At 68.5% G+C, this 24,355-nt stretch carries 21 protein-coding genes and 3 pseudogenes; 13 read left to right on the top strand and 11 right to left on the bottom strand.

Going from position 1 to position 24,355, the window contains the following annotated elements:
• Positions 1 to 63 precede the first annotated feature (63 nt).
• Positions 64 to 1,716: an FAD-binding protein gene (locus ACWD4B_RS21805; RefSeq protein ID WP_451422285.1), complete on the bottom strand. Its 1,653-nt coding sequence runs from the start codon at positions 1,714 to 1,716 to the stop codon at positions 64 to 66.
• 381 nt (positions 1,717 to 2,097) lie between these two features.
• Here ACWD4B_RS21805 and ACWD4B_RS21800 point away from each other — a divergent pair, with 381 nt between their 5' ends.
• Positions 2,098 to 2,829, top strand: a complete 732-nt coding sequence (locus tag ACWD4B_RS21800; RefSeq protein WP_451422284.1) for a dienelactone hydrolase family protein — start codon at positions 2,098 to 2,100, stop codon at positions 2,827 to 2,829.
• 166 nt (positions 2,830 to 2,995) lie between these two features.
• On the opposite strand, the gene ACWD4B_RS21795 is transcribed toward ACWD4B_RS21800, so the two are convergent.
• Together ACWD4B_RS21795 and ACWD4B_RS21790 are read right to left on the bottom strand one after the other, a co-directional pair.
• Positions 2,996 to 3,421 (bottom strand): DUF3592 domain-containing protein, encoded by a 426-nt coding sequence (locus ACWD4B_RS21795; RefSeq protein ID WP_451422283.1) that lies wholly within the window; start codon positions 3,419 to 3,421, stop codon positions 2,996 to 2,998.
• A gap of 170 nt (positions 3,422 to 3,591) precedes the next feature.
• Positions 3,592 to 4,179 (bottom strand): acyl-CoA-like ligand-binding transcription factor, encoded by a 588-nt coding sequence (locus ACWD4B_RS21790; protein WP_451422294.1) that lies wholly within the window; start codon positions 4,177 to 4,179, stop codon positions 3,592 to 3,594.
• Between the two features lie 104 nt (positions 4,180 to 4,283).
• On the opposite strand from ACWD4B_RS21790, the pseudogene ACWD4B_RS21785 reads away from it, so the two are divergent.
• Positions 4,284 to 5,220 (top strand): annotated as a pseudogene (locus ACWD4B_RS21785) (oxidoreductase).
• An 87-nt stretch (positions 5,221 to 5,307) separates the two neighbouring features.
• On the opposite strand, the gene ACWD4B_RS21780 reads toward ACWD4B_RS21785, so the two are convergent.
• Complete coding sequence (locus ACWD4B_RS21780; RefSeq protein WP_451422282.1) at positions 5,308 to 6,153, bottom strand: hypothetical protein; 846 nt, start codon at positions 6,151 to 6,153, stop codon at positions 5,308 to 5,310.
• A gap of 731 nt (positions 6,154 to 6,884) precedes the next feature.
• Positions 6,885 to 7,409: a hypothetical protein gene (locus tag ACWD4B_RS21775; RefSeq protein ID WP_451422281.1), complete on the bottom strand. Its 525-nt coding sequence runs from the start codon at positions 7,407 to 7,409 to the stop codon at positions 6,885 to 6,887.
• 163 nt (positions 7,410 to 7,572) lie between these two features.
• Here ACWD4B_RS21775 and coaD point away from each other — a divergent pair, with 163 nt between their 5' ends.
• Positions 7,573 to 8,088 (top strand): pantetheine-phosphate adenylyltransferase, encoded by a 516-nt coding sequence (coaD, locus tag ACWD4B_RS21770; protein WP_451422280.1) that lies wholly within the window; start codon positions 7,573 to 7,575, stop codon positions 8,086 to 8,088.
• 1 nt (position 8,089) lies between these two features.
• Here coaD and ACWD4B_RS21765 read toward each other — a convergent pair whose 3' ends face one another.
• Positions 8,090 to 9,079 carry an alpha/beta fold hydrolase gene (locus tag ACWD4B_RS21765; RefSeq protein ID WP_451422279.1) on the bottom strand — a complete coding sequence of 330 codons (990 nt, stop codon included), beginning with the start codon at positions 9,077 to 9,079 and terminating at the stop codon, positions 8,090 to 8,092.
• Between the two features lie 143 nt (positions 9,080 to 9,222).
• On the opposite strand from ACWD4B_RS21765, the gene ACWD4B_RS21760 reads away from it, so the two are divergent.
• Positions 9,223 to 9,831, top strand: a complete 609-nt coding sequence (locus ACWD4B_RS21760) for a helix-turn-helix domain-containing protein (protein ID WP_451422278.1) — start codon at positions 9,223 to 9,225, stop codon at positions 9,829 to 9,831.
• A 43-nt stretch (positions 9,832 to 9,874) separates the two neighbouring features.
• Here the strand turns inward: ACWD4B_RS21760 and ACWD4B_RS21755 are convergent.
• Together ACWD4B_RS21755 and ACWD4B_RS21750 are read right to left on the bottom strand one after the other, a co-directional pair.
• Positions 9,875 to 10,233: pseudogene (locus ACWD4B_RS21755) on the bottom strand (Tn3 family transposase); the annotation flags it as partial.
• 12 nt (positions 10,234 to 10,245) lie between these two features.
• A complete protein-coding gene (locus tag ACWD4B_RS21750; protein WP_451422277.1) occupies positions 10,246 to 10,824 on the bottom strand; it encodes a TetR/AcrR family transcriptional regulator in 579 nt (192 codons plus the stop codon).
• An 85-nt stretch (positions 10,825 to 10,909) separates the two neighbouring features.
• Here ACWD4B_RS21750 and ACWD4B_RS21745 point away from each other — a divergent pair, with 85 nt between their 5' ends.
• A complete protein-coding gene (locus ACWD4B_RS21745; protein ID WP_451422276.1) occupies positions 10,910 to 11,791 on the top strand; it encodes an SDR family oxidoreductase in 882 nt (293 codons plus the stop codon).
• Between the two features lie 276 nt (positions 11,792 to 12,067).
• Positions 12,068 to 12,919 carry an NAD(P)H-binding protein gene (locus ACWD4B_RS21740; RefSeq protein ID WP_451422275.1) on the top strand — a complete coding sequence of 284 codons (852 nt, stop codon included), beginning with the start codon at positions 12,068 to 12,070 and terminating at the stop codon, positions 12,917 to 12,919.
• Positions 12,920 to 12,974: 55 nt separating this feature from the next.
• Here the strand turns inward: ACWD4B_RS21740 and ACWD4B_RS21735 are convergent.
• Both ACWD4B_RS21735 and ACWD4B_RS21730 read right to left on the bottom strand, forming a co-directional pair.
• Positions 12,975 to 13,262, bottom strand: a pseudogene (locus tag ACWD4B_RS21735) (transposase); the annotation flags it as partial.
• A 96-nt stretch (positions 13,263 to 13,358) separates the two neighbouring features.
• On the bottom strand, positions 13,359 to 13,877 hold the full coding sequence (locus tag ACWD4B_RS21730) for a DUF1203 domain-containing protein (protein WP_451422274.1): 519 nt from the start codon (positions 13,875 to 13,877) through the stop codon (positions 13,359 to 13,361).
• A 960-nt stretch (positions 13,878 to 14,837) separates the two neighbouring features.
• Between ACWD4B_RS21730 and ACWD4B_RS21725 the strand changes: the two genes are divergently transcribed.
• From ACWD4B_RS21725 to ACWD4B_RS21705, 5 genes are all read left to right on the top strand, one after another.
• On the top strand, positions 14,838 to 16,277 hold the full coding sequence (locus tag ACWD4B_RS21725) for a hypothetical protein (RefSeq protein WP_451422273.1): 1,440 nt from the start codon (positions 14,838 to 14,840) through the stop codon (positions 16,275 to 16,277).
• A 257-nt stretch (positions 16,278 to 16,534) separates the two neighbouring features.
• Positions 16,535 to 17,911 (top strand): hypothetical protein, encoded by a 1,377-nt coding sequence (locus ACWD4B_RS21720; RefSeq protein WP_451422272.1) that lies wholly within the window; start codon positions 16,535 to 16,537, stop codon positions 17,909 to 17,911.
• Between the two features lie 504 nt (positions 17,912 to 18,415).
• Positions 18,416 to 18,847 carry a hypothetical protein gene (locus ACWD4B_RS21715; protein WP_451422271.1) on the top strand — a complete coding sequence of 144 codons (432 nt, stop codon included), beginning with the start codon at positions 18,416 to 18,418 and terminating at the stop codon, positions 18,845 to 18,847.
• Between the two features lie 298 nt (positions 18,848 to 19,145).
• Entirely contained in the window at positions 19,146 to 19,604 is a 459-nt protein-coding gene (locus ACWD4B_RS21710) for a spore-associated protein A (RefSeq protein WP_451422270.1), read from the top strand.
• Positions 19,605 to 20,155: 551 nt separating this feature from the next.
• Positions 20,156 to 21,577, top strand: a complete 1,422-nt coding sequence (locus ACWD4B_RS21705; protein WP_451422269.1) for an N-acetylmuramoyl-L-alanine amidase — start codon at positions 20,156 to 20,158, stop codon at positions 21,575 to 21,577.
• A gap of 22 nt (positions 21,578 to 21,599) precedes the next feature.
• On the opposite strand, the gene ACWD4B_RS21700 is transcribed toward ACWD4B_RS21705, so the two are convergent.
• The gene (locus ACWD4B_RS21700; protein WP_451422268.1) at positions 21,600 to 22,181 is read right to left on the bottom strand and encodes a TetR/AcrR family transcriptional regulator; all 582 of its coding nucleotides are present in this window, start codon (positions 22,179 to 22,181) and stop codon (positions 21,600 to 21,602) included.
• A 76-nt stretch (positions 22,182 to 22,257) separates the two neighbouring features.
• Here ACWD4B_RS21700 and ACWD4B_RS21695 point away from each other — a divergent pair, with 76 nt between their 5' ends.
• Both ACWD4B_RS21695 and ACWD4B_RS21690 read left to right on the top strand, forming a co-directional pair.
• On the top strand, positions 22,258 to 22,749 hold the full coding sequence (locus ACWD4B_RS21695) for an SRPBCC family protein (protein ID WP_451422267.1): 492 nt from the start codon (positions 22,258 to 22,260) through the stop codon (positions 22,747 to 22,749).
• Positions 22,750 to 23,257: 508 nt separating this feature from the next.
• A complete protein-coding gene (locus ACWD4B_RS21690) occupies positions 23,258 to 24,322 on the top strand; it encodes a serine hydrolase domain-containing protein (RefSeq protein WP_451422266.1) in 1,065 nt (354 codons plus the stop codon).
• Positions 24,323 to 24,355 lie beyond the last annotated feature (33 nt).

Genomic DNA, 24,355 nt, shown 5'->3' with positions numbered 1-24,355 from the left:
GGCCAGTTCGCCAACAGCTCCTGTGGATGTTCGTCAGGGGGCGTCGGCACCGGTGAGGGCCGCTTACCCGGCGGGCTCGATCGCCAGCGCGTGCCGGAAGACGTTGCGGGGATCCCAAAGGGACTTGATGCGCTGGAGTTTGGCGTAGTTGCCCTTGTAGTAGAGCTCGTGCCACGGCACACCGGAGGTGTTCCACTCCGGATCGGCGAGATCGGCGTCCGGGTAGTTGATGTACGAGCCGTCGTTGACCTCGCCCGGCACCGGGACGCCGCCCGTTTCCCCGTAGACGTCCCGGTAGAAGGCGCGGATCCAGGCGAGGTGGACGGCGTCCTCGGACGGCTCGGTCCAGATGGTCTGGAAGACGGCCTTCATGACGACGTCGCGCTGGGCGACGGCCGTCGCGTCGGGGCGTACGGACCGCACCGCGCCGCCGTAGCCGATGAGGAGCATGCCGCCGCGGGGCTCCTTGGCGGAGTCGGTGAGGTGGCGGTGGACGGCCGCGAGTTGGGCGTCGGTGAAGGAGCGGCGCAGGTATGAGGCCTTGATCTTGTAGCGGCGGCTGGTGACGTCGCCCGGCTCGCCGGTGCCCGGCCAGGTCGTGGCGTGGAGCCAGGGCAGCGTGCGGCGGTCGTCGAGGATGGGTGTGAGGCCGGTGCCGGAGGTCACCGCGGCGATGAAGTCGGTGAGGAGGCGGTCGGCGCCGGGGATGCCCGCGTCGATCTGCACGGCCATGTACACGCTGCCCGAGCTGCGGTGCATGGGCAGCAGGATCGCGTAGAGGCCGGCGGAGGGCGAGCCGGGGGCGCTGTTGCGCTCGTGCCAGGTGCCGAAGTTGCGCAGCAGTGTGGTGAAGGCCCGCTCGGTCATCTTGTCGTCCCAGGCCCAGCCGACCAGATATCTGAGCATCTGCTGCGGCGAGGACGGCAGCAGTCGGGACGGGTCGGTGCCGGAGGCGTCCGGTGAGCGGAGCCAGTAGCGGGTGACGACGCCGAAGTTGCCGCCGCCCCCGCCGGTGTGAGCCCACCAGAGGTCGCGGTGGGGGTCGTCGGACTCGCGGGTGGCGACGACGGCACGGGCGGTGCCGTCGCGGTCGACGACCACGGCCTCGATGCCGTGGAGGTGGTCGACCACGGAGCCGTAACGGCGCGAGAGGGGCCCGTAGCCGCCGCCCGCGAAGTGGCCGCCCGCGCCCACCTCCGGGCAGCCGCCCGCCGGGATCGTCACGCCCCAGCCCTTGAAGAGGGTGCGGTAGACGTGCCCGAGGGTCGCGCCCGGCTGGACGGAGAAAGCGCGGCGCCGGGCGTCGTAGTCGACCGCGTCCATGGGGGAGAGGTCGAGCAGAGTCCGCACGGCGGAGTCGGCCGTGAAGTTCTCGAAGCAGTGGCCGCCGCTGCGGGCGGCGATGCGGCGCCCGGACCGGACCGCGTCCTGCACGGCACGTACGACCTGATCCGTCGATCCGCAGACGCGGATCTCGTCCGGGTGGCCGACGAAGCGGAAGTTGTTGCCGCGGAGGAGGCCGTCGTAGCGGCGGTCGCCGGGCCGTACGGTCACCGGGCCGAAGGCCGGGGATGCCGACGTCTCCGGTTCGGCTGCGGCCGCGACCCCCGTCGGCCCTGCCAGCCCGGCCACCGCCCCGCCGACGGTCATCGCACCGGCTCCCGCTAAGAGTTGGCGTCGTCCCAGCGCATCGTCGTGTCTCGTCTGTCGCTTCATCTACGTCCGTCTCCCTCGCTTCGGCAGCCCTGCGGCTCTCATACGCTAGAGCCGTGCTCTGCTGGGCGGATCGTCCGCGTGGAGGGCTTACGGCCGTCCCTTCCCTAGGGGTGGCGGCAGCCTGCGTCCGGTGCTTCGGCCGCCGCCAGGGGCGCGGGACGGGCCGCGGGGCACGGTGCCGGTGGTCCTCGGCAGCCCTCGGAGGAGAAAACCTGTTGGCGGACCACGGCGACCGCTGCTACCTTTCCGGAGGCCGTGCGAGAGAACAAGGAGGTGGTACCCGTGAACGCAGTATCGACATGGGTGCTCCCCTCCGGGGTCACGGTCGGGCGATAGGTCGTCCGGGAGCGCCGTCAAAGAGCTCTCCCGAAAGGCACGACCATGCAATTCACTTCCGAGCAGCGCCTCGACGACGGCGTCCTCGAGCGCGAATTCACCCTCGGCGAGATTCCCGGCACTCTGTGGATGCCTGGATCCGCATCCGTATCCGCACCGGTTCCGCTGATCCTGATGGCCCACAACAACGGCCTGCCCAAGGGGGAACCCCGGCTGGTGGCCCGGGCCCGGCTCTCCGCGGCGTACGGCTACGCGGTGGCCTCCATCGACGCCGCCGGATGTGGCGACCGGCCCCGTTCCGCCGCCGACGAGCAGGCCCGCGCCGACCTCCGCCGGGCGATGCAGGCCGGCGAGCCGGTCGACGAGATCTTCGAGTCCTTCGTCGGTCCGCTGGTCGAAAAGGCGGTCCCGGACTGGCGGACCACCCTGGATGCCCTCCTTGCGCTGCCCGAAATCGGCGGCCCGGTCGGGTACTCGGGGTGGACCGCCCTCGGCATCCGGCTGGCGGTGGCCGAGCCGCGCATCGCGGCCGCCGGTTTCTTCGCCGGGGGGTACGTGCCCCGCGCCCAGCGCGAGGAGGCCCGGCAGGTCACCATTCCCCTGTTGTTCCTGCTGCAGTGGGACGACGAAGGGAATCCCCGGCAGCGGGCCCTGGACCTGTTCGACGCCTTCGGCACCAAGGAGAAAACGCTGCACGCCAATATGGGCGGGCACCTCGGTACCCCGTGGTTCGAGAGGGAGGACGGGGACCGGTTCTTCGGCCGGCACCTGAAGTGAGGCCGGGCCATCAGGTAGGCAGCAGACGGTAGTTGGTGCCAACAGATGCACAACCGCCCCGATCGCGTCGGTACCGGCCATCGGCGGTACCGGCCGGTCGGGGCGGCGCTCGGCCACCAGCGCCCGGCCCTGGCCGACGTCACACTGGGCAGTCGGCCGGCCACGGTCAGAGGGTGAGCAGTCGGACGAGCAGAACGGCCACCGTGCCCAGTGTGAAGACCGCCCCCAGCGCCGTGAACAGCTGGTCGACCCATTTCATGTCCCATCCCTCGATCGCAAACCGGTGTGGGGCTTGCGGGTCGTACCGGACCACGACGTGCGTCCCCACGCCGAAGCCGTTTCCGACGGTTCCGCGGCCGAACCTGGAGGAGTGCTCGCACGCGCGCCCGTCCTGGGCTGTCCAGGCCGCGACCGGGTGGTAGTACGTCGCACCGTCGTCCTGCCGTATGACTTCGTGGCGGACGATCCGGGCCGCGGCAGTGATACCTGTGCGGCGCAGCACGCCGGCACGGCGGAGGCCGTACCCACCGAAGCAGAGGAAGACCACACCGATCGTCAGGGGGATGAGGGAGAAGAGCCATTCGCGTTCCACGTGTTAGGTGATGCGTGTGCTCGGCTGTCGGTTGCGCGGCGAGCACTGCTGACCACGCTGTGGCTGCCGGGCCGTGGTGACTTCCGGTTGTACGAGCCCCGTCACGAGATTGGCCTGCGGGCTCCCGGACTCGCCTGCATCCGACGCGTAGCGGCAGCGGTTCGGCAGGCTCAGGCGCCAGTGGCGTCCAGGGCCGGGCCGATGACGGCGAAGGCCTGGTCGATGAGTTCGGCGGGGTCTTCGCTGCCGTCGCTGCCGCTCCATCGGTGCAGTACGGCGTCGAAGGCGGTGAGCGCCATCCCCGCGGCCAGTCGCGGGTACAGATCGGTCTCGGGGTCGAGCCCGTGGCGGTGTGCCAGTTCTGCCGCCAGGTCGTCGCGCCATTGCGCCTGGCGTTCCAGGAAGCGGGCGTGCAGGGCGGGGGTGCGCAGGATCAACTGGACCACGCGCAGCGCCCGGTCGGAATGGTCGGCACAGGATGCCATGGCGACCCAGACGGCGTGCCGCAGTGCCGCGGAGGGGCGCTCGTCGGTGGGGCGTGCGGCGAGTTGCTCGTGCATGCCGGTGCCCATGTCGGCGAGGAACTGGACGACGACGTCTTCTTTGGATGCGAAGTACCGGAAGAAGGTTCGTTTGGACACGCCGGCGGCGGCCGCGATCTCGTCGATGGTGACTGCGTCGAAGCCGTTGAGCGCGAGGAGCTGCAGCGCTGCTTCGGTCAGCTCGTCGGACACGAGCTGACGTTTGCGCTGGGCCATGCTGACGCCTGGTCGGGAACTCACCAGGCCATCGTAGCGTCATGCCATACGTGACACGGAAGAGCGTTATTGACACTCGGTGACACGCGAGGCAGTGTGTGCCCATGACACGGCTACAGCACTGGACCACCGAACAGATGCCGGACCAGACCACCCGGGTGTGCGTCGTCACCGGGGCCAACAGCGGCCTCGGCCTGGCCACCACCCGGGCACTCGCCCGCCGGGGCGCGCACGTCGTCCTCGCCGTACGCGACGAGGCGAAAGGCCGCCGCGCGGCCGCGGACATCAGCGCCGAACAGCCCGACGCCAGCCTCGAGGTGCGCCGACTCGACCTGTCCGACCTCGACTCCGTGCGGACCTTCGCCGGTCGCATGCACGCCGACCACCCGAAACTCGACGTCCTCGTCAACAACGCCGGTGTGATGGCACCTCCCCGGACCCTGAGCGCCCAGGGCCACGAGCTGCAGTTCGCCTGCAATCACCTCGGCCACTTCGCCCTCACCGGACTGCTCCTCGACCTGCTGACCGCCGGGGACGCCCCCCCGCGTGGTCACGGTGAGCTCGGTCAACCACCGCAAGGGGCGCCTGTACTTCGAGGACCTGGCCGGTGAGCACCGTTACTCGCCCATGGGCTTCTACAACCAGTCGAAGTTCGCCAACGCCGTCTTCGGACACGAACTCCACCGGCGGCTCACCGGCGCCGGCAGCCCCGTGCGCAGCGTGCTCGCGCACCCCGGCTATACGGCCACCAACCTGCAGATGCGTGCCGTCGGGCTGTGGCGGGTGGTGTTCGGCCGCATCGGCAACCCGCTGTTCGCCCAGTCTCCTGCCCACGGCGCGCTGCCGCAGTTGTACGCCGCGACCGATCCGGGCGTGGAGAGCGGGCAGTTCATCGGCCCCGACGGTCCGGCCGAGCTGCGCGGCGCACCGACGCGAGTGCAGCTGTCCCCTGCGGCAGCCGATCCGGAGACCGGTCGCAGACTGTGGGAGTTGTCGGAACGGCTGACGGGCGTGCGGTTCGCGTTGGCCGCGTCCGTGTGAGCGTCCGCGTGAGCCGGGTTCCGGCGCCGACGGGACGTGTCAGCGGATGAACCGGCGGCTGAGTGTTCAGGCGGAAGGGAGCAGCCGCTATCGCAGGCCGCCGCTCTGGGCAACGACAGCGACGTTGAGGTTCCCGTCCCCTTCACCGGTCCACGCCAGGAACAGTTGATCCGCCTGCGGGGCGAGGGCCGGGGCATGCGGACTGGTGTCATTGAAGACCGTCTTGCCCTCGAACGTCGCTCCGTTGTCGACCGAGAACATCAGGTTCAGCTGCGGATTCCCCGACCCCCTCCAGGCCAGCCACAACGCGCCGTCAAAGGAGGCCAGTGCAGGTCCGTCGTCGCTGGTGTCCCCGAGCACGACCTTGTTCTCGAGACCCTGGATGCCGAACCCTCCCTGGGTGTCGGCGAAGAAGGCGACCTGGGCGACGTTGAGGTTCCCGTCCCCCTCGCCCGTCCACGCCAGGAACAGCTCATCCCCGTGCGCGGCGAGGGCCGGGGTGTGCGGACTGGTGTCGCTGAGGACCGTCTTGCCCTGGAACGTTGCCCCGTTGTCCTGCGAGAACATCAGGTTCAGCTGGGTGTTCCCCGATCCCCTCCAGGCCAGGAACAACGTGCCGTTGAGGGACGCCAGTGCAGGTCCGTCGTCGCTGGTGTCCCCGAGCACGACCTTGTTCTCGAGACCCTCGATACCGAACCCTCCCTGAGAGTCGGCGAACAGGGCGACCTGGGCGACGTTGAGGTTCCCGTCCCCTTCACCCGTCCACGCCAGGAACAGCTCATCCTGAGAGGCGAGAGCCGGACCGTGCGGGCTGGTGTCGCTGAAGACCGTCTTGCCCTGGAACGTTGCTCCGTTGTCGTCCGAGAACATCAGGTTCAGCTGCGGGTTCCCCGACCCCTTCCAGGCCAGGAACAGCCGGCCGTCATGGGACACCAGTGCAGGCGCTTCATCGCTGGTATCACCCAGCACAACCTTGTCCGTGAATTCTGGGGACAGAGAAAATCGGGTCATTGTTGCCTCCCGGGGTCGTGGGGCCACAAGCAGGCCGTGTGCGAGACCGCTCCGGGCACAAGGGCATAGCCGGGCACCAAGGACGAGACGCCTCGGGCGTGTTCGCCCTTTTGTAAACTTTTGCTCTGGAATTGAAATGTACGTCAAGGTTTGCGTGGCCGTAATCACTCACAAGAGTGGGTGTCGTGCGCGCGGTAGGGCTGAACAGCAGTCGGGCGAGATTGCTGCCCAACGGGTCCCGGCACTCCAGCCGTAGATCGTGATCTTCATGCCTGATGTGTGACGTGCCTCCGGCAACGGCCGGCGCGGGCTCGGGCCTGATGACGGCGTCGCCAGGCGGGCCGGCCAAGCCGGTGGACCGCATCGCTTCAAGGAACCGGCTGCTCATGCGGGTTGCCGGCTCCGGCTAGGTCGTGAAGGCGGTACCCTCGGCCAGTCCGGCGGCCCGGCAGTGGTCCGGGTCGCCCGTCCACGAGTGCGGGAGATGCAGCTCACGGTCAACCGTCGCGTGCCCGCGGCGGTCGGTGCCTGGAGCTTCGGGTCCCGCCGGCGGCGGCCTCATTCCGCAGTCGGCCGACCGGAGATGCAACGGTGCCCATGGCTTCACACTCGTCTACGGCCGGTAGCACTGGAAAAGCGACGGGGCTCGCCGCTCAGCCCTGGAGCAGTGGCTCGTAGGGCTCATTCTCCGGAGTGAAGATCAGGGCGAAGTCCTTGCTCGCCTCGACGGCGACCTCGCGAAGACGAGCCAGGGCTTCGATCTCTGTGGGAAGCAGGATGCCGAGAACTGCGGCCGCACGGTCCCGCCGATTTACCGCGTCGGGCACGTCCTCCAGGAACTCGGCAGCCAGCTCGCCGCTCTCCTCCTCAGTGAATTCGCGGCAGTCGCGCCACCAGGGTGCCACCAGAAGGAGCTGCAACAGCTCCCGCAGGCCGAACGCGACCAGAGCCGCACGACCTTCGGAGTCTGCGTACAGAACCGGACGTTCCTCGCCACCATCGCCACAGAAGAAGTACGTGCCTCCGGCCCCATCACCCGCGAAGCCTTCCAACGCCGCGCCCGACGCGAGGTGGACCTCCTCGACGTGGTCCCCTCGGCCGAGGTCGAAGTCACCAGGCCAGGCCAGGAAGTCGGCGGTCTCTTGGTGTTCGACGATGGCAGCGATCAGCGATTGCATGCGCCGCATCTTAGAGCGTGCCCCACGTGGCCGTGATCTGCGTGTGACGTTGCGGTTGTCCCGTCCCGCTGGACGTTCACCCTGTCACGCTTGATCTTGATGGTTTGGCTGCCCTGGCACTTCACTACCGGGGGGTGGCGGCCGCTTGTTACTCTTTTCGATCATGCGAGCCCTCTTCCCAGGATCCTTCGACCCGGTCACTCAAGGGCACCAGGACGTACTCCGGCGCGCTGCCCTCCTGTTCGACGAGGTCGTCGTGTGCGTGATGTTCAATGCGAACAAGACCGGCCGCTTCCCCGTCACGGAGCGGGTGGACCGGCTCCGCGCGGCAGCAGCTGACTTGAGCAACGTCACGGTCGACTCCCACACCGGCGGCCTGCTGGTCGACTACTGCCGCCGAGCCGGAATCGACGTCGTCATCCGCGGAGTCCGCGGCGTTGCCGACCTGGACTACGAAATGCCGATGGCCCGCATGAACCACGAACTGGCGGGAGTCGAAACGGTCTTCATCGCTGCAGACCCCGCCCTGGCCCACATCTCCTCCACCCTCGTCACGACGATGAGTCAACAGGGCCGTGTCCCGAATGACGACTTGAGCGAGCTTCCAGCAGGTGGGGGTGCCCTCGGGTGTGCCGACCGGGGTTCTCCTGCGACGGAGGCCGGCCGGCACACCCGCTGATTCAGCCCTGGAGGGAGGCGAGCCAGGCGGTCAGCAGGCGGTTGACCTCCTCGGGACGCTCCTGCTGGATCCAGTGCCCGCAGCCGTCCAGGATGTGGGTGGAGGACAGGGCGGGGAGGGTGGCCGGGTAGGCGTCGATCGCGTCGGCCATCCAGGTCGTGGAAGCGTCCAGGGCGCCGCCGATGAACAGGGACGGCTGCTTGATCGGGGCTCCGCCGTACTGGGTGAGGTCCTCCCAGTCGCGGTCCATGTTGCGGTAGCGGTTGAGGGCCCCGGTCATGCCGGTGCGCTCGAACTCCCCGGCGTACACGTCGAGGTCGTCCTCGGTCAGCCAGGCGGGCAGCTTGCCGTCGGGGAAGCGGTCGCGCAGCCGGCCGCCGGTGCGGGCCACAAAGTGCGGGTCGGGCTCGCCCTGGGCGGGCATGGTGTCGGCGGACATGGCCGCGTAGAAGCCCGCGAGCCAGCCCCGGAGGTCGGGCTCCATCTCTGCTTCGGCCCGGCCTGGTTCCTGGAAGTACGAGACGTAGAACTCCTGGTCACCGCCCATCTGCGCGAAGACGTCGGTGGGGCGGGGGCCGCCGGGCGGTGCGTAGGGGACGCTCAGCAGTCCGACGGCGCGGAAGACCTTGGGGTGGAGCAGGGCGGAGGCCGCCGCGATGCTGGAGCCCCAGTCGTGCCCGACGACCACCGCCTTCTCCTCGCCCAGGGCGCGCACCAGGGCGACGTTGTCCTCCACCAGGTCGAGCATCCGGTAGGCGTCCGTCGCGGCCGGCTTGGAGGAGCGGCCGTAGCCGCGCACATCGAGCGCCACGGCCCGGTACCCCGCCGCCGCGAGGGCCGGGAGTTGGCGGCGCCAGGAGTACCAGGACTCGGGGAAGCCGTGGACGAGCAGGACCAGCGGTCCGGTGCCCTGCTCGACCAGGTGCAGGCGCCCAGCGGGTGCCTTGACGGTGCGGTGGCGCAGGTCGGCGGACGGCGCGGGCTGGTGCATCGCTTCTCCTCGGTTCACGGGCGGCCGTGGTTACCCACCGATCATGCGGCGCGGCGGCCGCGCGACGCGAGCACCCTTGCCATCCTGGCAAACTGGCAGGACAGGGCGGTGGAGGCGGCACGGCCGGAGGGAGCGGGGCGACGGTGACGGACGACGGCACAGCCGACACGCTGGCGGCCATGGGCCCCCGGCTGCGGACCGCGCGCGAGCAGCACGGCGCCACACTCACCGGCGTCAGCCGCGCGACCGGCATCTCGCTGAGCACGCTGTCGCGGATCGAGACCGGCCGGCGCAAGCCGACCCTGGAGGTGCTGCTGCAGCTCGCGAAGGCGTACGACGTCTCCCTGGACGAACTGGCCGGCACCGCACCCGCCGCTGCGGCCCGACCGCGCACCCCGGTGCCGCAGCGTTCCGGCAACGACAAGGCGGTGCTACCGCTGACCCGGTACGTCGGGGGCCTGCATGCCCACAAGCACGTCCTGCCCGCCATCGACGCGCCGCCGGCGCGGCCGCGGCAGGTCTCCCATGACGGGTACGAATGGCTGTGCGTCCTGTACGGGCGGCTGTGGCTGGCGCTCGGCGAGCAGGACCTCGTGCTGAGCGCCGGGGACGTGGCCGAGTTCGACACCCGCACCGCCCACGGAGTCGCGAACGCCGGACCCGGCGGACCGGTCGAATACCTGATCATGTTCGGGCCGCAGGGGGAGCGCCTACGATCGCGCACCCCGGCTCCCGACCGCTGGGCCCGGTAGTGCGGAGCACAGCGTCCGGGCCCCCGCGACGGTGCCTGCGGCTTCACGCCTCGGCGGCGTCCGGATCACGCAGTGGTCGCAGGCCGCCGGGCAGGTCAGGGAGTTGGAAGGAGTACCGGCCGGGCATGTTGAGGTGGTGCCGCACGAATGGTGAGAGGCGAGCCACGTCCTCGTCACGGACGTCGAAACCGTCCATCAGCAGCTGCTTCACCGCAGCGTCCATGTACCGCGTGCTGAACAGTACGAGGGCGTTGGGGACCAGCCCCAGTGCCCCGATCCGGTCCTCCATGCCGTCCCGGTAGCGCTGGTGGAGCTCCCGTGTCTGCCGTGGAAGATCTTCCAGGCGAGGGAGTGGCCGCCCTCCCGGAGGTTGGCCTGGTTCTTGATCTGCCGCCGGTAGCCGATGCTCGTCCGTCAGCCCAGTGATGCGCTCGCCGCACGCAGTTCGTCCAGGGCCGCCAGGGTGTACCCGGCGAGCTCGTCCTCGGCGCCACGGTCGTCCTCGGCCCATGCGGCGTACCCCCGTTTGAAAGCGAGGACGCCCAGCTCGCCCGCGAGAGCCGCAGTCGGATCGGGTACGCCGCGGGCGACCAGAGCGGTTGTCATCGCGGCCGCGAGACTGACGGTCTTGAGGGTGTCACGTTCTTGAAGCTCGGCGCTGGCGGCGATGGCCGCCTTCAGGCGGGGGGCGAGCTCGCGACTCCCGGGGCCCATCGCGGTCGCGGCGCGCTCGAGACCGGCAGCGACTGCCTCAAGCGGGCTGGCGTCACCGGGCGCGTCGGCGATCCCCTCGGTCAGCAGCCGGCTCAGCGTCTCCTGCCCGGCGACCAGCAGCTCGCGCTTGTCGGGGAAGTGCCGGAAGAAGGTGCTCTTGGTGACCCCGGCACGCTCGGCGATCTGCGCGACCGTCGTGGCGTCATACCCCTGCTCCGTGAACAGGTCGACCGCAGCCACGACAAGGCGTTCACGCGCACCTGGTTCCCATCGTCCCATGGGGTCAGCATATGTGATGGGACCCTTGTCCCGTCACCCTGCTAGAGTGATGGGACAAGAGTCCCATCACTTCTGGGAGGGTTCCATGCGCGTCTTTGTCACCGGCGGCACCGGTCTGATCGGTTCCGCCGTCGTCGCCGAACTCCTCGGCAACGGCCACACCGTCCTCGCGCTCGCCCGCTCCGACGCCTCCGCGCAGGCCGCCGAGGCAGCCGGCGCCGAGCCGCTGCGGGGAGGCCTCGCCGATCTGGACGTCCTGCGCTCCGGCGCCGCCCAGGCCGACGGGGTGATCCACCTGGCCTTCGGCAACGACTTCAGCAGCCCCGAGGCCCTCGCCCGGAACGTCGCCGAGGAGACCGCCGCTCTCACCACCCTCGGCGAGGAACTCGTCGGCAGCGACCGTCCCTTGGTCACCGTCTCGGGTACGCCCCGGGTGCCGGGCCGTGCCTCCACCGAGGCCGACCCGGTGCCGACCGACGGGCCGGTCGGCGGCCGCAGCCGCACGGTCACGGCGATCCTGGGCCTGGCCTCGCGCGGGGTCCGGAGCACGTCCGTACGCATGCCGCGCACGGTTCACAACGAGGGCGCGGGCGGGTTCGCCGGTCTGCTGACCAACATCGCACGCCAGAGCAGGATCTCCGGCTACCCCGGCGACGGCACACAACGCTGGCCCGCCGTCCACGCGCTCGACGCAGCCGTTCTCTTCCGGCTCGCCCTGGAGCAGGCGGAGGCCGGTACCGCCTGGCACGCCGTGGCCGACGAGGGGGACAAGGTACGGGACATCGCGGCCGTCATCGGCCGACGGCTGGGCCTGCCGGTCGAGTCGGTGCCGGAGGAGACCTACGGCCCGCTCGGCCCGATCTTCCAGGCCGACCAGCCCTCGTCCAGCACCCGTACCCGGCAGGCGCTCGGCTGGGAGCCGAAGCACCCCGGCCTCCTGGAGGACCTGGAGAACATCCAGCCCTGATCGGCGACCGACGATCGGGGCGGACTCGCTGCCGGCGCTCACGTTGACAGCGGAAATCCCTCACCTACGTCACTCGCGACCGACCGTCTCGCCGCAGCGACATCTCGTACCCGCACATCCCGCGGTCAACGCGCTCCGGCTCCCGACTCGTTCCCCACACCGTCGCCAACAACGGGGCCCGCCGGGGCCGGTCCGCCACCCGCGTGGCGGCGAAACATCTCGCACCACCCGCGCCAATGCGGAAATTCATGTCCACAACAAGCAGGAGGTTCCATCATGGTGACAGTTGTCTTCGGCGCCCGCGGTAACGTCGGTCGTCATGTGGCCGATGGCCTGCTGGTCGCCGGTGAGCAGGTCAGAGCAGTCAACAGGACCCCAGCCGCGGGCTTGACGCCTGGGTACGAAGCAGTCGTCGCCGACCTGGAGCGTCCCGAGACGCTGCCCGCAGCGCTCGACGGTGCCGACAAGGTGTTCCTGTACGGAATGCTCGACCCCCAGAAGCCCTACGACATCGAGAAGTTCGCTGCGGCGGCCGCAGCTGCGGGAATCCGGCAGGTGGTCCTGCTCTCGTCGGTGTCGGTCGTCCTGGACCCCGACGCCGACCACCCGGTCGCCCGCCTCAACCGCACGATCGAGCAGGCCGTCCAACGGTCCGGCATGGACTGGACGTTCCTCAGGCCGGGGACATTCGCGATCAACACGCGCACCTGGTGGGCCGAATCGATCCGCACTGACAACGTCGTCCGCCTTCCCCATCCGCTCGCACAGTCGGCACCGGTGCACGAGAAGGACATCGCGGCGCTGGCGGTGACCGCCCTGACCGAACCGGGCCACTCGCACCAGGCCTACACCATCTACGGGGCCGAGTCCCTGACCTTGCAACGCCAGGTCGAGCACATCGGCGAGGCCATCGGCCGTCATATCCGGGTTGAACACATCTCCGACGAGCAGGCTCGCGCGGAAATCGCCAGAACAATGCATCCGGTCGTGGCCGAGGCGATCGTGAGTCAGTGGGCAGCCGCCGACGGCGTCGTGGCCATGACCTCCGCCATCGCCGAAAAGATCACCGGCACTTCGGCACACACCTACGCCCAGTGGGCCGTCGATCACGCCGACGACTTCCGCTGAGCTTGTCGTGCTGACCGGCTGTACGGGACCCGGTCTGCTCGGCACTCCGGTTTCCCTCGCCCTGACTGCCGTCGGGCAGCGCAACGATGGCCGTGCAGCGGCTGGTGCGCTCGACGAGCGTGGCGACGGTTGAGGGCCGGGTGCCCGTCACGAGGTCGCCCTCCCAATGGCCGGGAACCTTGCGGTTCTCGGCCTCGGCGGGGCGGGCGGTGATGGACACCATGCCGCGGATGATGCCTCGCCCGGTGGACCGGCGGGCGATCTTCGGACGACGCATGGGCCTGCCTGACCGCAGCCGTTGGGTGAGGCTGCGGTCGATCGCCTGACGCCGGCGAGGGTCGTAGAAGAGTCCAAGTCTGCTGTCGTAACCGCACCTTGGGCTCCTCCGTTCCCCGCTGGCGGCCGATCCCTTGAAATCGATCATTCGGGCGGGAGGCGGCTACTGCTCCTCGGTGGAGGGCCGTCGCACCTCGAAGTGGAAGCATCCGTATTCCAGTGCCCTGACATGCACGAGCACTACATCCGGGTCACTGAACGCCTCGTCGAATGCTGCATTGAAGCCAGCCGTGGCATTGGCCGGAATCTCCAGCAGGCGTCCACCGGCGATATGGCCCCGGGCGTCATAGCGGCGCACGGTACGCAGGGCGCCCGGCCGGTCGAGAGGGTAGTTCTTGCCTGGGGTGAACCCGCCGCAGTCATCGGCGTGGATGAAGACGGGGCCTTGTTCGTCGTACGCGCCCGGACGTGCACCCCTCGTGGCGGCCCAGCGGCGCAATGGGGCGTACGAAACAAGGGCAATACGCTCGCCGAGTGTGACGGGGCGCAGGCAGCAGCGCAGCGGGGAGCCCTCGTCGTCGCTGGTCGCGATGTACGGGGCGCACGGACGGCCTGCGTCGTCGGCAACCCGCAGTTCCTTGAGGGCGGCTGTGTCGATGGGGAGCACGGTGTATCTGGTCATGTGCCGATGCTGGCTCGACGCACGTGTGTTTGCTGGCGGGAAACGGACGTTGCGTTGCCGCATGTCCACGCAGAAGGCTGACCGGAAACGTCACGCCCACTGAATGCAGGCTCCCTGCGATCGCCACCTTTTGGAATCTCACCTGGAGGGAGAGGCGGTGACGGGAAGTTCCCGCACCACTGCACACCATGCTCCCGTATCCCGATCCTCCTAGCGCAGTCATCCTGCCCCAACCGTCGACCAGCCGTCAGCGGTACGGGCGGTACCGGCGTGCTGCCCCGCCAGCTTCTTGAGGCGGCGCAACTGCGTGGTCTGCGCCGGAGGTTGGGACCGGCCACGAGGATCGGCCCCCGACCTCCAGCCCTGCGACCTGCACTGCCAAGCAGCGGTGGCTCGGTCTTCAATCTGGCATGGTGGGGCCTTCGAACGGCTGCAGCCCGAATCACGCTGAACCACTTGCCGAACCAGTCATCACTCACTCGCCACCACTGGCCGGAACGTGACGCAACGGCAGGAGTCCGAGTCCGCCCCGGCCTCGCCGTGCATCCACGTAGCGGCTGAGGCGGCTGAGCAGTGACGGGTCGGTGTCCGTGCCTGTGCAGCTGCTGTGATGCCTGATCATCGCCTCAGGTCGGGTTGTGAAACATGTCGACCCATGAATCTCAGCGGCCATCGCCGTGACGCAGAATTCACAGCAGTGCGTGTAATGGATATCTTCGCAGAAGCCGGGAAGGTGCGGCAGAATCGTTTTGCTGTCATCGAGTATCAGCCATCAGGGGAATACCTGAATGCACGCCTACCATCACCCGTTCAAGCCAATCCCCAACGGCCGGTTGCCCGGCACCTACGCTGGACCGATAGCATCCGATTGTCGACTCGTTTCGGCCGGAAGGCAGGTCGCTCGCACTAGCACCTCAGGAATGGCAAAAGAGGGCAGCGTGTCGAAGGGGTGGTTGTGAAATGCAGGACGCCGGCAGTCCCGAAGAATACCCTCTCCTTAAAGACGGTAGCGGAAAGGGTACCGTCACGCCGCACTCCATAACGGTCGGACCGGATGGCTACCTCTGGGTGACAACTCATGACAGTGCGCTCGTCCAGGTGCATCCGACGAGCATTGCCAATCAACTCAAGGTCACCAACGATGTCCGTCCCCTCTCTGCCGGGATCATTCCGGATCCGCATCCGAACCGGCCGGACGGGAGGAAGGTCGTATGGTTCGCCTCTCCCGCGCATGAGCAGGACTACGACCCGGTCATCGAATACGACATCGTGAACCACAAGCGACTCAATGAGTTCAAGTTGGCCGATGACGCCAGGGCTCAGACCATCGCGTCGCTCCTGGTCAATAAGGGAACCGACCAGACTCCTGTATGGGCCTATTGGGTCATGTTCGCCGAGCCCGTGCACACACAGGTGGGCTACTGTGATCCGGAAGACGAGTCCAGTACCCCACGTATGTATCCATTTCCGGACCCGAAGCAGAACCCCGTCTACGACACCTGGCTCTGGTCCGTGGCCGTCACCACTCCCAAGGGCGCGAAATCGCTCAAGGAATGCGTCTATTGGGCGACGGGGCAAGTCAGCACCACAGGAAACTACGAGCGGAAAACAAACAGCCTGTACAGGTATGCCCCGACCAAAGATGACCAGCCGAAGCCCATTGCGCTCCCTGGGGGGAGTGGCCAGAAACCGGTTCACATCGTCGCCAGCCCCAACGGGGACGCGGTGTGGGTGGGCACGGAAAATCCGAACCAGGTCTGCCGGTACGACACGGAGCTCCGCAACTGGACGCAGCGAGACATCTCCGGAGGTGGCGCGCCTCGCCAGATGATGCTGGGTACGGATGGAAATCTCTGGGTGGCGTGCAGCAACGGGATCTCGCATTTCCGGACGGATGAGGGCATTACTGAGCTGCCGGGCCCGTCCCTGCCGAGCGGCGGCGACGCCATGGGGCTGTGCCTGGACAAAAGCGGTAGTGAATGGCTCTGGTACACCAATCCAACCAACATGGCGATCGGCAAATATCCGATTCCCGCTGACCCTAAAAGTGTCAGCGGGAAAACTCAGTTCGTGGCCCAACTGGTGGGGGAAACCGCACCGGGACGGCTCACCGGAGTGTCGGGCGTGGTTCAGTACGTCAGCAATGGCATCCCCATCCCCGGCGTGCCGCTCACCTGTCGCGTGGTCTCCGACGGCGGCACGACGTTCGGTGACGGAACGACAGAAACTCTGCTGACCACGGACGCCCGAGGCCGGGCCGCGCTTCCCGCCCTGCGGGCAGGCCAGGAAGAGGACCAGGTGGTGCTGAAGGTCGGCCACGGGGACTCGGAGCCTCCCACCACGATCTCCCTCTGCGTGCGGTCCGAGCCGGGCAAGAGTGCTGAAGCGGATGAATCATGAACTCTCCGGAGAAGGCGAGCCCAGCGATGCCCTCCACGGCCGGGAACGAACCCACCGATCCTCGCTATCCACTGGCCGGCTCGGCCAAGCCCGCGTACCTCGTCTGCAACCCGCATGATCGGCAGATCTGGTTCGTCACCAGGGATGCCCAGTTCGGCAGGTTCGCCACCGAGGAACCCCACGAGAACAAGGTCTTCACCTCGCCGGACCCGGGCAGGAGCGCACAGGCCCTCGTCGCCTGGAACCAGGCCGTGTGGATGTACGCGCTGGCACCCGGTCAAGGCTGCGTGGTCAAGTGCACGCTCACCGACAGCGGCGACGGCCGCTACGACAACTTCGGGCGGGGCACGGCGGCATCATGCCCCGCCATGGCGATCGGCTCCGACTCGACAGGCGCCGAAAGGATCGTCGCAACCCTCTCGGGCATGCCTTCGCTGACGTTCATCGATGCGGACGGCAACATCCACACGTCCGACGCATTCTCCCAGAACGGCGGGCCCACCAGTCCGGTACATGGACTCGCCATCGCGAAGCACACTTCCCAGGAATACTGGCTGAGCTCTCCCGGCGCGGGCTGCGTGGTCCTCTTCGACGCCAAGAGCGGCGAATTCTCCAAGAACCCCGTCCGCCTCGACGGCAGCGCGACACCCGGACATCTCGCCATCACCGAGACCGCCCAGGAGCGAGTCCTATGGGTGGCGACCGACGACACGTACCTCATCAAGTACGACCTCGACCGCAAGTCCCAGCAGAAGGTCCGCACCGACGCCGTTCCCGACCGCCTGTTCGCGATGCCGGACGGCTCGCTCTGGTTCACCATGCCCTCCGCCGACGCAGTCGACTGCGTTCCCCCCGGTGCCACGCACACAACCGGCAGCATCAACACCGGCAAGGGCTCGAAGCCGTCGGGCATCGCGACGGATCCGAACTCCCAGCTGTGGGTCGGACTTGAAGGAACCGGGGAGATGTTCCACATCTCGAAGTTCCGGCTCACCCCGCAGGAAGGCCAGGGACAGGAGACGGAAGCCGGCACCCGCTTCAAATACCCCCTTCGAGTCAAGGCCGGCAATCTCGACGGAACCCCGGTCGGAAAGGCGACCATCAAGTTCGTCCTCAAGGGCGATCAAGCACGTTTCGTCGGGGGCAAGACAACCGACATCAAACCGGTACAAGAATCCGGTGAAGACATGGGCATCGCCGAGAGCGCGCTGCTGGAGGCGAAGCAGCCCGGGCAGGTGGACGCCTCGGCCGAGTGGCTGGAAGAGGACGTCTTCACGCCGTTCGAAGGCATTGTGGTCAAGGAAACCGTCGGCTCACCGGATCATCTGGCGTACCGCTCAGGCGCGGGGCAACACGCTGCAGTGGGCGGAAAGTTCCCCATGCCACTCAGCATCGTCGTACAGGACAAGCACGGCGCGCCCGTGAGGAAGACGAAGGTCGTCTTCAGGGTCAGGGATGATTCGGCCTCCTTCGAGGACGGCTCCGATGTCACAGAGGTCATCAGCGGCACGGACGGCGTGGCCACCACCTCGCAGTCCCTCATTGCGGGCTCGATAGTCGGCAGGTTCATGGTTGAGGCACGGGCAGCGGGTGCCGAGGCCGGCGTGATCTTCAGCGAGTACATCACCGGCTAGCGGTCGGTGAGACTGGCCGGTGTTACTTCGAGTCGTTGGCGACGGGCCCCCGAAGTCCCGCTGGGTGAGGCGGATCGGACGGGCGTGTGCTCCGTGCGGACCCTCGCCCTGGCCCCGGCCGGTTTCCCCGGCGCGCTCCGACCGGGCGACCGCGCTCGGGACAGCCAGCAGGCCGCCGCGCGGAGCACGGCCCGTGCTGACGGGCGGAGAGTGCGGGAGGCGTGGTACGGCCCGGGACCGGCCGGTGCACCCTCATCCGTGTGGGCCGACCCCTAGGGGTCGGCCTCCGCCGCCCCTGGCCGGTTTCCCTGGTTCCCCGGCGGTCCGGTGCTCCTCACAGGCGGGGACCGGGCGCCCGCGGTCCGGGCCTGGTCAGGGCTCGGTCCGGGGTGTGCGACCGGGGAGGTAGACGGGATCGGCACCCCAGAGGGACGGTCGGCGCGAGATCCGGCGGAACGATGGAGGAGTAGCCCATCCCGTCCCTTTTGTGAAAGTGAGCCTCCCGTGAGCCGTTCGTCCGTACTCGCCCTCACCATCGGCGGCGTCGCCGCGGCCTTCACCGTCCCCGCCGCCAAGGACTGGTACGACACCCGTCACCAGCAGACGTCCACCTACTCCACCGGCGCCGAGGCCAAGCGGGAGCGTACGTCGGTGCCGCGATGGCTGCCGGACGAGGTCACCTCCGTGAAGTACTCGATGAAGACCACCGGCGGCCAGAGAGTCCTGGTCGCCTCGCTCGCCGACGGCAAGCTTCCCTCACAGTGCAAGCCCCTCACCGGCTCTTCCCCTGATGCCGAACTTGCGACGGACTGGTTCCCCAAGGGCGTCAAGGACAAGGCAACCGCCAAGTGCGGTCTCTACTACGCCTACAACAACGGGAACACCCTGACTGCCTGGGCCACCAATCAGGAGTGGATCGACGCGGGCGCCCCCTGACCCACCACCCTGCAGGACCTGACCGGGAGCATCCCGGGGAAGGCACCGGATCAGCGACTGCACCACACCCGTGCGGCACGGTTCCTGCCCTGGTTCGAGTCACGCTGTTCCCGCTTCCCATGGAAACGGGAACAGCAGGGCGCGCGCCGTGCCGCATGGTGGCCGGATCTGCATCGTGGGGGTGGGGTGGCGTGCAACCACTTGGGGGTGTGGAGTGTCTGGGTGGGCACGGAGACGGCCGTCCCGCGTACATCCATCAACCGGCACCATGCGACTTGCGACTTCCACGGAGGACACAGTGAAGCGTGCTGTACGTACTCGCGTTGCGGGAGCGGCGCTGCTCGCCGCCGCCACGACCGTCACCGGACTGGTGGCCGGCACCGGGACGGCCGTCGCCGCTCCGGCCCCCGCCGCCGCGTACAACCAGGAGTGCGGCACCGGATACAAGCAGGTCAACCAGATCCCGATCCCGGACCGCGGAACGGTCATCCTGACCTACAACGCCGCCACCGGGAAGAACTGTGTGGTCACCAAGCGGAACAGCTCGACCGGCTCACGGCTGTGGGTGGGCTCCTGGCTCCAGCGCGACAACGACCTGAAGTCGAAGCAGGAGCAGTACGGCTTCTACACCTCGTACGCGGGGCCGGTCTACCTGGACGCCAAGGGCAAGTGCGTCGACTGGGGCGGCGAGATCGACGGCTACGTCGTGGCCCGCTACAAGACCAACTGCGCCACCCTGGCCTCCACCGGGCAGTAGGCCCGCTGACTCGGGACCGAGGCGGTGAGCGGCAGCGGGCGGTGGGCCGTACGGCCGGGCCTGTTGCTCCGCTCACCGCCGCCTGAGCTTGGGGGAGGGGCCGTCATGCAACCGGTACCAGGTGCTTGCCCGCGTCGCTGACGACCAGTTGACCCGCGGCCGCAGTCCCTCGGCGCGTCAAGCGGCGGCCGATGGTCTCGCAGGAGTTCCGGGGTGCTCGGATGCCCCCGTGAAGGCGCGGCGCAGGCCTTGGCAAGGTGAAGTGGATCCAACGGGGCAACGGGATCGGTATCGGAATCGGGATCCACTGTTCCGGCAACGGGAAAGGGCCACTTGGTCTGATCGCCTGTGACATGCCGCTGGTGGCGTAATGGTTTCCTTCGCCCGGTGGACGGGCCAGTCTGTGCGTCGTTGATCACGGTTGTGGCAGGAGCCCGTGGATGTACAGGTCGTGTGAGCGGATCCGGCGGGACAGCCGACTGGACTCGACGGTGTCGGGACGGGCGCCGGGCCTGCGATACAAGGCGTCGCGGAACACGATGGCAAAGGCGTTGGCATCTGCCACGGGTGCGGCCGCGATCCTGCTCTGCCTGGCTGCTGCTGCCGGCGCGGAAAGGGCCGGGTGGGTCGGGCAGGAGGTGCAGGGGCCCGAGTGCCCGGCCACGCTCGACTGCCGGTTCGTACCGGCTGCCGCACGCAACTACCAGAACGCCACCCGGCCGGGGAACGGCATCAAGATTGACACCATCGTGATCCACGATGTCGACGCGTCCTACAACTCGGCCATCGCCACGTTCCAGGATCCCGACAGCGGACTCTCCGCACACTACGTCATCCGCTCCGCCGACGGGCAGATCACCCAGATGGTCCCCACCGGTGCGGTCGCCTTCCACGCCGGCAACTACTGGACCAACCTGCACGCCATCGGCATCGAGCACGAGGGGCTCGCCACCCAGGGCGCGGCCTGGTACACCCCGGCCATGTACCACGCCTCGGCCACGCTGGTGCGCTACCTGGCGGCCCGGTTCCACATCCCGCTCGACCGCCGGCACATCATCGGCCACGACAACGTTCCCGGCCCCTCCCGTGGCGACGTCGCGGGGATGCACTGGGACCCCGGCCCCTACTGGGACTGGCAGCGGTACCTGCGACTGCTGCACGGTGAGAAACCTGACGCCACGAGCGCAGGTATGGGCAGCAGAGGCATGCCCAAGGTGGGCGCGGCCGTCACCATCGCCCCGCACTTCTCCCGCAACAACCAGACTGTGCAGGTCTGCGAGCAGCACGCCACCGGGCAGGCCAGCGGCCACGTCCCGGCCGGAGCGTGCTCTGCCCAGACCCAGCCGTCGAACTTCCTGCCCGTGCGCACCGGCCCCGGCCACGACGCGCCGCTGTTCCCGGACCCGGCTACGGCCCCCGCCGCCCCTGCCGGAACCCACCTCATCGAGGACTGGGGCGACACCATCGTCGCAGGACAGCAGTTCGTCGTCGCCGACAACCAGGGAGCCTGGACCGCGATCTGGTTCTCCGGCCGGAAGGCGTGGTTCTTCAACCCGGACGGAGTGCACACACGGCCGGTCGGCCCTTGCCTGCGCATCGTCCGCCCGAAGATCGGCGCCGGTGCCGTCCCCGTCTACGGAACCGCCTTTCCCCAGCCCGGTGAATACCCGCCGGGGCTCCGGCCGTCCCCGCAGGCCCCCTTGGGGCTCTACACGATTCCGCAGGGGCAGGCGTACGTGGCCACCGGGCTTGTCAAGCAGGCCGACGACTTCTTCATCAGCCCCCCGGACACCGTCGTCCCAGGTACTGGGCGATACCTGGCCATCCAGCTCAACCATCGCCTCGCCTTGGTGAACACCGATGATGTCGACCTGGTCAGGGCTCAGCCGGCATGCAATGGCAGCCGTCTCCTCGACGGATGCTTCACCACAACCGGACTCGCCCTGACGAGATCACGTCGACAATGCCAGTAACACCCTTTTACCCGCCCGCTGTTCATCCGAGCAGTGCTGCCGCGCATTCCTCCGCCAGGTCCTCGGCATGCGTCGGCAGCGGCTCATGGGCCTGGAAGTGGCGGCGGATCAGGGAGAGTGGAAGGTCGATGAGGGCGAGCGTGACTCGTTCAGCGGCTTGGGGGCTTGTGGCGCCGAGCGTCTCGGCGAGGGCGGTGACAGCGCCGAGCGTGCGGCGGTTGCCCTCGGCGGCCCGGGCGGCGTGCTCTTCGGACCAGTCGGCGCGGCCGAATTGCCCGGCGCCGTAGAGCAGCAACGTGGCCTCGTCCGGGTGTGCCCGGCACCAGGTGACGATGTGTCGGGCGGCTGCCCGGCCCGCCCGGCGTGGGTCGCTGTCGGTGGTGAGGGCGGTGCGGTACCCCTCCTGGAAGCGTTCGACTGTCCGCAGCCACACCTCGGCCAACAGGGCTGTCCGGTTCGGAAAACGGTGGTAGACCGAACCGCTCGGGGCGCCGGTCTCCTTGGCCACGGCAGACATGGTCACGCCGAGGGGGCCGACTGTGGCGGCCAGTCCTACAGCGGCATCGAGGAGAAGCGAAGTGTCGAAGCGGACTGGTCTAGGCATGTTCTAGAGAGTACCCTCTACAACATTAGAGAGAGGTCTCTATAACGAGATCTGACGAGAGGGCAGGTATTTCCCCATGAGCGTCTTCAACGTGCATGAGCGTGTCCTGACAGCGAGCACGAGCCAGGTCGGCGCACTGATCGACACCCTGGGAAGCCGCGACGACCTGCTGTGGCCGCGCCACGGCTGGCCTCCGATGACCTTCGACCAGCCCCTGTCCCCGGGCGCCACGGGCGGACACGGCCCAGTGCGCTACACCGTCACCACCTACATCCCCTCCACCTGGGTGCGCTTCACCTTCCGCGCGCCACACGGCTTCGACGGATTCCACGAGTTCACCGTGCTCCCGCTGGACAAGGAGCGGACCGTGCTGCGCCACACCCTCGCCATGGATGCCCGGGGCACGGCTTGCCTCACGTGGCCAGTCGCCTGGCGGCCACTGCACGATGCCTGCCTCGAGGACAGCCTCGACCGGGCCGAACTGGCCTGTACAGGGACGGTGAAGCGGCCGGCGCGCTGGAGTCCGTACGTACGACTGCTGCGGACTCGCGTCCATAGCACGCACTGAGCAGGGGGCGCCGGTTTAAACGGGGGTACCGGCGCCCCCATCCACCCGCCAACTGCGAAGTCCTGCAAGCCCCTCAGGGGTCGGCCGCAGGGAACTGTCGTCCGATCAAAGTCCTGATTCCCGCGGAGGACTGCGCCGCCCGGGTCATGGTGATCAACGTGCCCTCGGCTACCACGGGTTCGAGACCCTCGACCACACCGCGGCAGACGCGTCGGGCCGCTGTGCGGCACGCGGTGCGGTCAGTGCTGGAGCACCTGCGGTAGCGCCCGCCCCACCCCGGTACGGGGGCTGTCCCCATGGTGGCCGTGCGGTGTTCGCTGCTTGGCTCTTCTCTATGGCGGGGTACCTTCCCGCTGCAGTGGAACAAGGGGGAACCAGAGCAATGCGCACGTTCGCAAAAGCACGCCGAATCGCTGCGGCGATGGCTGCTGTCACAGCCGTCTCGGCCGGTGTCGTGGGTGCGGGGCCTGCGGGCGCGGCCCATGGGGGCGGTCGCTATGGAGATGGTGTGCTGCAGGCGGACGTCCGCAGTGTGCAGGCGGCGGGCGGGGACGTCGCCGTGCTGGCGGAGGCGAGTGCTGCAGGCCGGGAGACCGTCCGTGCACGGACGGGGACGCAGGTGCCGTGGGACGTGCAGTTCCGAACGGCCAGCACAAGCAAGACGTTCACGGCGGCGCTGGTCCTGCGGCTGGTGGCCGACGGCAGGCTGTCGCTGGACGACACCGTGGAGAAGTGGCTGCCCGGTGTGGTGTCCGGCAACGGCAACGACGGCACGAAGATCACCGTGCGGGATCTGCTCCAGCAGACCAGCGGCCTGTTCGACTATGTTCAGGACCCCGAAGTCGTCCGTGCCATCACCGAGGACTTCGAAGGACACCGTTTCGACACGACGCCCGCCACGCAGTGGGTGACGGTGGCCATGCGGCACCGGCCGCTGTTCGTACCGGACCACGCGCACCCGCGCTGGGCCTACTCCAACACCAACTACCTGCTCGCAGGGATGATCGCCGAGAAGGCCGGAGGGGCAGGCTGGCGGGAGCAGGTGGAGAGCCGCATCATCGCGCCGCTCGGTCTGCGGCACACCTTCGTTCCCGGCGTGAACCCGTTCCTGCCCGGCCCGCACGCGCAGGTGTACCTGCGCACTCCGGACGGCGGGCGGCTGGACGTGACGGAGCACAGTCTGCAGCACACTGCGGACTCCGGTGTCGTGAGCACGACGGCCGACTTGAACACCTTCTTCCGCGCGCTGGTCACGGGTCGGCTGCTGCCGAAGGACCAACTCGCCGAGATGCAGCGGACGGTGGCCCGCACGGGTGCCACGGAGGACCTGGCCGAGTGGCCGGAAGGTGGGTACGGGCTGGGTCTGCGCTGGTATCCGCTGTCGTGCGGCGGCGGGTACTGGCACCACGAGGGGGACGGCTTCGGCTCGTACACGCGCACCGGCGTCACGCCGGACGGGCGGCGGGCGGTGGCCGTCTCGGTGACGAGCTCGGGCAGCCGCCCGGACCTGGTCGCGCTCAACAAGGCGACCCGGAAGCTGGTGGACGACGCGCTGTGCGGGACGGGCCACTGAACCGTGGCCTGTGGCCGGTGCTCATCGATGCCT

This window comes from Streptomyces sp. NPDC002536 (genome assembly GCF_053594995.1).
Note: the sequence above shows the minus strand (reverse complement) of the source record. Positions and strands in the feature narration are given on the sequence as shown.